The organism is Streptomyces sp. 6N223 (genome assembly GCF_052246635.1).
Classification (GTDB): Bacteria; Actinomycetota; Actinomycetes; order Streptomycetales; family Streptomycetaceae; genus Streptomyces.
The window spans coordinates 1-5,922 of the sequence record NZ_JBQQCA010000109.1 but is presented as its reverse complement, the minus strand read 5'-3'; the positions used below and the strand labels follow the sequence as shown (position 1 = coordinate 5,922).

Sequence of the window (5,922 nt, the reverse complement as noted above, 5' to 3'; positions counted from 1 at the left end):
GCCTCTGGCTCGACGCGCCCGCGTCCACACGACACAGCGCAGGCAGCCATCCCCTGGTCGACCCCGCCATCGACCTCGCCGACCGCGACGGGGACGTGGTCTTGAGCGGACGCCTCTCCCTCCGCACCCACCCCTGGCTCGCCGACCACACCATCACAGACACCCCCCTCCTCCCCGGCACCGCCATCCTCGAACTCGCCCTCCACGCAGCCCAGCTCGCGGGCGACGGCACGGCCGTGGACGAACTCGTCCTCGCCGCGCCCCTGTCAATCCCCGCCACCGGCGCCGTCGAGCTCCAGGTCACCGTCAGCGACGGCACCGACCTCGGCATATACGCGCGCCCGGCCGACGGCGACGGCGCGCCCTGGACCCGCCACGCCCACGGCACCCTCGGTACCCCCGGCACTCCCAGCACTCCCGGCACAGGCGACGCGGCATCTCAGCCGGTCGCCTGGCCGCCCCCGGAGGCGTCCGTCCCGGTCTCCCTGGACGAGCTGTACGACCGGCTGGAGGCCGCCGGTCTGCGCTACGGCCCCGCCTTCCACGGGCTGCGCGCCGCCTGGCGCCACGACGACGCGATCTACGCCGAGGTGACACTGCCCGAGCAGGCCACGGCCGACGCCGAACGCTTCGCCCTCCACCCCGCGTTGCTCGACGCCGCCCTCCACGCCATCGCCCTCACGGGGTCCGGGCAGGGCGGGACGGCGTACCTCCCCTTCGGCTGGAGCGAGGTCCGCATCCACGCCACGAACGCCGCGACACTCCGGGTACGCATCGTCCCGACCGGTCCCGACGCCGTCTCCCTCACCGCCACCGACTCGGCGGGCCAACCCATCGTCACGGTGGGGTCGTTGCTGCTGCGCCCGCTCACGGCAGCCGAGCCGCTCCACCGGCTCGCCTGGACGCCGCTGCCGGCCACCACCGCCCCCGTTGAGGACTGGGCTGTGCCTGGCGACCTCGACCACCTCGCCGAGGTGCCCGGAGCCCCCGGCGTTCGCGTGCTGCCCGTGACCACAACCACCGACGACACCACCGACGGCACCACCAACGCCCCCGCCGCCGCGCACGCCGTCGCCGTCCGCTTGCTCAACGGCATCAAGGAGTGGCTGGCGGAGGCGGAGGACCGTTTCGCCGACGGCCGCCTCCTCGTCCTCACCCGCAACGCCGTGGCCGCCACCCGCACCGAGGACCCCGACCCCGTCGCCGCCACCGCCTGGGGCCTGGTCCGCGCCGCCGCGGCCGAGCACCCCGGACGGCTGCTCCTCGTCGACACCGACGGCTCCCCCGCCTCGATGCGCGCCCTGCCGCGAGCCGTCGCCTCCGGTGAGCCACAACTCGCGGTGCGCGCGGGCGAGGTGCTGGCCGCCCGCCTCACCCGGGCGGAAACCCTCGAACTCCTGCCCCCGCCACCGGCCCCGCCCCCGCCCGCGCCCCCGGCCCCGCCCTGGCGGCTGGATGTGACCGAGCCCGGGTCCCTCGACCGGCTCGCGCTGCTGCCCGCGCCCGAGGCGAGCGCGCCGCTGGCGCCGGGACAGGTGCGGCTGTCCGTGCGTGCCGCAGGGCTGAACTTCCGGGACGTGCTGGGCGCGCTCGGCATGTACCCGGGCGGGGTGACCATCGGCGCGGAGGCGGCCGGCGTTGTCGTCGAGACGGCGCCCGACGTCACGGACCTGGCGCCCGGCGACCGGGTGTTCGGCATGGTGCGGGGCGCCATCGGCCCGCTGGCGACGGCGGATCGGCGGCTGCTGGCCCGTATGCCGCAGGGCTGGTCCTTCGCCCAGGCCGCCACGGTCCCCGTCGTCTACCTCACCGCCTACTACGGCCTGGTGGACCTCGCCGCCCTCAAGCCGGGCCAGTCGGTTCTGGTCCACGCGGCGGCGGGCGGCGTCGGCACGGCGGCCGTGCAGCTCGCACGGCACCTGGGCGCCGAGGTGTACGCCACCGCCAGCCCCGGCAAGTGGGACGCGCTGCGCGCGGCGGGCCTGCCCGACGACCGCATCGCCTCCTCCCGCACCCTCGACTTCGCGGCCGCCTTCCCGGCGGCCGGGTTGGACCTGGTGCTGAACTCCCTCGCCGACGAGTTCGTCGACGCCTCGCTGCGGCTGCTGCGGCCCGGCGGCCGGTTCCTGGAGATGGGCAAGACCGACATCCGGGATGCGGAGGCCGTGCGGGCCGCGTACGAGGGCGTGGAGTACGCGGCGTTCGACCTGATGGAGGCCGGGCCCGAGCGCATCGCGGAGATGCTGGCCGAGGTGCTGGTCCTGTTCGACCGAGGGGCGTTCACGCTGCCGCCGATGACCGTGTGGGGCGTGCGCAGCGCCCCCGAGGCGTTCCGCCGCCTCAGCCAGGCAGGCCTGCGCGGGAAGGCGGCGCTGACCGTGCCCCGCCCGCTCGACCCGCAGGGCACGGTCCTCGTCACCGGCGCCACCGGCGCGCTGGGCAAACTCATCGCCCAGCACCTGGTGACCGCGCACGGGGCACGCCACCTCCTCCTGGCCGGGCGGCGGGGAGCGGCGGCCGACGGCATGGCCGAACTGGTCGCGCGGCTGGAGGAGCTGGGCGCCGAGGTCACGGTGGCCGCCTGCGACGTGGCCGACCGGCAGGCGCTGGCCCAGCTGCTGTCCCGCGTCCCGGCGGCGCACCCGCTGACCGGCGTCGTGCACGCGGCCGGCGTGCTCGACGACGGCGTACTCGCCTCCATGACGGCCGAACGGCTGCGGACCGTCTTCGCCCCGAAGGTCGACGCCGCGTGGGCGCTGCACGAGCTGACGCGGGACGCCGACCTGGCGATGTTCGTGCTCTTCTCGTCGGCGTCCGGCACGCTGGGCTCGGCCGGGCAGTCCAACTACGCCGCCGCCAACGCCTTCCTCGACGCCCTCGCCCACCACCGCCGCGCCGCCGGGCTCCCCGCGACCTCGCTCGCATGGGGCCTGTGGGACCAGCCGGGCGGAATGAACGCCGCGCTGGGCGACGCCGACCGCGCCCGGCTGACGCGCGCCGGGTCGGCGGCGCTCTCGGCCGAGGAGGGGCTGCGGCTGTTCGACGCGGCGCTGGGGGCACTAGGGGCACAGGGGGCACTGGGGGTGGACGACGCCGTGCTGGTGCCCATCAAGCTGGAGCGTGCCGGGGGCGAGGTGCCCCCGATGCTGCGCGGCCTGGTGGGCGCCCCGGTGGGCGGCGGCCGCCGCCGTACGCCGCCGCGTGACGCCGACCGCGCCGGGGGGCAGCCTGGGGAGAGCTTCGCGCAACGCCTGGCCGGATCGAGCGCCGTTGAGCGCGGTCGCGCGGTGCTTGACCTGGTGTGCGAGCAGTCAGCGGCGGTACTGGGACACGCCGACGCGCGGGCGCTGGCGCCGGAGGAGGCGTTCAAGGAGCTGGGCTTCGACTCGCTGACCTCGGTGGAGCTGCGCAACCGCCTGGCGAGGGAGACGGGGCTGCGGCTGCCCGCTGGGCTGCTGTTCGACCACCCGACGCCGCTCGCGCTGGCGGAACATCTGGCCGGGCTGCTTGAGGGGCCGCCGGACGCCGAAAAGGCGGACAAGGCGGACGGTGCGAACGAGCCGAATGAGCCGGAGCCGGACGAGGCGGCGGTGCGCGAGGCCCTGGCGTCGATCCCGCTCGCGCGGCTCCGCGGGGCCGGGCTGCTCGACGCGCTGCTGGCGTTGACCGCCGACGACCCGGCGAAGCCGGCCGCCAGCGAAAACACGGGCGCGCCCGACGCCGACACCGATCTCGACACCGATCTCGACCTCGATCTCGACTCCCTGGACGCCCAGAGCCTGATCGACATGGCGTTCAGCGACTCCGACTCCGACTCCGACTTCAACTCGAACTCCGACTTTGGCTCAGGCTCATGAACGACTGGGTGGGTGGTACGCGATGAGCGAGGCGAGCGCGCCTTCGACCGAGAGCCTCGTGGAGGCGCTGCGAAAGTCGCTGCGCGAGGGGAAGCAGCTCAGGAGGCTGAACCAGCAGCTGACCGAGGCCGCGCGGGAGCCGATCGCCATCGTGGGAATGGCCTGCCGCTTCCCGGGCGGGGTCGCCTCGCCGGAGGAGTTGTGGGAGCTGGTGGACTCCGGCCGCGACGCGGTGTCCGCCTTCCCCGACGACCGGGGCTGGGACCTGGACGCTCTGTACGACCCGGACCCGGACACGCCCGGCACCTGCTACGTGCGCGAGGGCGGCTTCCTCCACGACGCCGCCGACTTCGACGCCGAGTTGTTCGGAATCTCGCCGCGTGAGGCGTTGGCGATGGATCCGCAGCAGCGGCTGCTGCTGGAGACGAGCTGGGAGGCGCTGGAGCGCGCCGGGATGGACCCGACCTCGCTGCGCGGCAGCCGGACGGGCGTGTTCGTGGGCGGCGTACGCCAGGACTACGGGCCCGAGCTGCACCAAGCCGCGCCGGAGGTGGCCGGGCACCGGCTGACGGGCATCGCGGCCAGCGTGCAATCGGGCCGCGTGTCGTACGTGTTCGGGCTGGAGGGCCCGTCGGTGACGGTCGACACGGCGTGCTCGTCCTCGCTGGTGGCCCTGCACCTGGCGGTGAACGCGCTGCGCTCGCGCGAGTGCGACATGGCCCTGGCCGGGGGCGTGGCGGTCATGGCGAGCCCGGGAGTCTTCGTCGAGTTCAGCCGTCAGCGGGGGCTGTCCCCGGACGGGCGGTGCAAGTCCTTCGCGGCGGCGGCGGACGGCACCGGGTGGGCGGAAGGCGTGGGCATCCTCGCGCTGGAGCGGCTGTCGGACGCGCGGCGCAACGGCCACCGCGTGCTGGCGGTGGCACGCGGCTCGGCCGTCAACCAGGACGGCGCCAGCAACGGGCTCACCGCCCCCAACGGCCCCTCCCAGCAAAGGGTCATCCGCGCCGCCCTGACCAACGCCGGCCTGAAGCCGGCCGACATCGACGCCGTCGAAGCCCACGGCACCGGCACAACGCTGGGCGACCCCATCGAGGCGGAGGCACTGCTGGCCACCTACGGCCAGGACCGGCCAGACGACCAACCCCTCTGGCTGGGCTCCATCAAGTCCAACATCGGCCACACCCAAGCAGCCGCAGGCGTCGCCGGAATCATCAAGATGGTCCAGGCCATCCACCACGGACACCTACCCCCCACCCTCCACATCGACGAGCCGACCCCACACGTCGACTGGGACGCGGGCACGGTCGCGCTGCTGACCCAGCCCCGGCCCTGGCCAGAGAACCAACGCCCCCGCCGGGCCGCGGTCTCCTCCTTCGGCGTCAGCGGCACCAACGCCCACATCATCCTCGAACAAGCCGCCGAGGCCCCGGCACAGGAGGACGCGCCGCCGTCCGCTCGGCCCACCCCGGTCCCGATCCCGCTGTCGGCCAAGACCGAACCCGCCCTACGCGCCCAGGCCACCCAACTCCTGCACCACCTCCAAGAACGCACGGACCAGGACCTGGACCTCGCCGCCCTCGCCCGCACCCTGGCAACCACGCGGGCGACGCTCGACCAGCGCGCGGTCCTGCTGGCCGCCGACCGGGACGAACTGGTGCGGGAGCTGGCGGCGTTGGCCGAGGGCGAGACCGAGAGGCCCGGTCATATCGCCTCGGCGCGCGACCTCACGGCGTTCCTCTTCTCGGGGCAGGGGAGTCAGTGCGCGGGGATGGGCCGGGGACTGTACGCCGCCTTCCCCACCTTCGCCGCCGCCCTGGACGCGGTGTGCGAGGCGATGGACCCCCACCTCGACCGCCCGCTGCGCGAGGTGATGTTCACCGACCACGACCTCCTGGCCCAGACCCGCTACACCCAACCCGCCCTCTTCGCCCACGAAGTCGCCCTCTACCACCTCCTCACAAGCTGGGACATCACCCCCGACCACCTCACCGGCCACTCCATCGGCGACATCGCCGCCGCCCACTGCGCCGGCATCCTCAACCTCACCGACGCCACCACCCTGGTC

General features: G+C 74.7%; 1 protein-coding gene and 1 pseudogene. Both read left to right on the top strand.

The window, feature by feature from the left end; all coding sequences use genetic code 11:
* The coding region (locus ACTWQH_RS32350; RefSeq protein ID WP_443290384.1) for an SDR family NAD(P)-dependent oxidoreductase at nt 1-3,857 on the top strand (3,857 nt) is incomplete at its 5' end.
* A 49-nt stretch (nt 3,858-3,906) separates the two neighbouring features.
* Nucleotides 3,907-5,922: pseudogene (locus ACTWQH_RS32345) on the top strand (type I polyketide synthase); the annotation flags it as partial.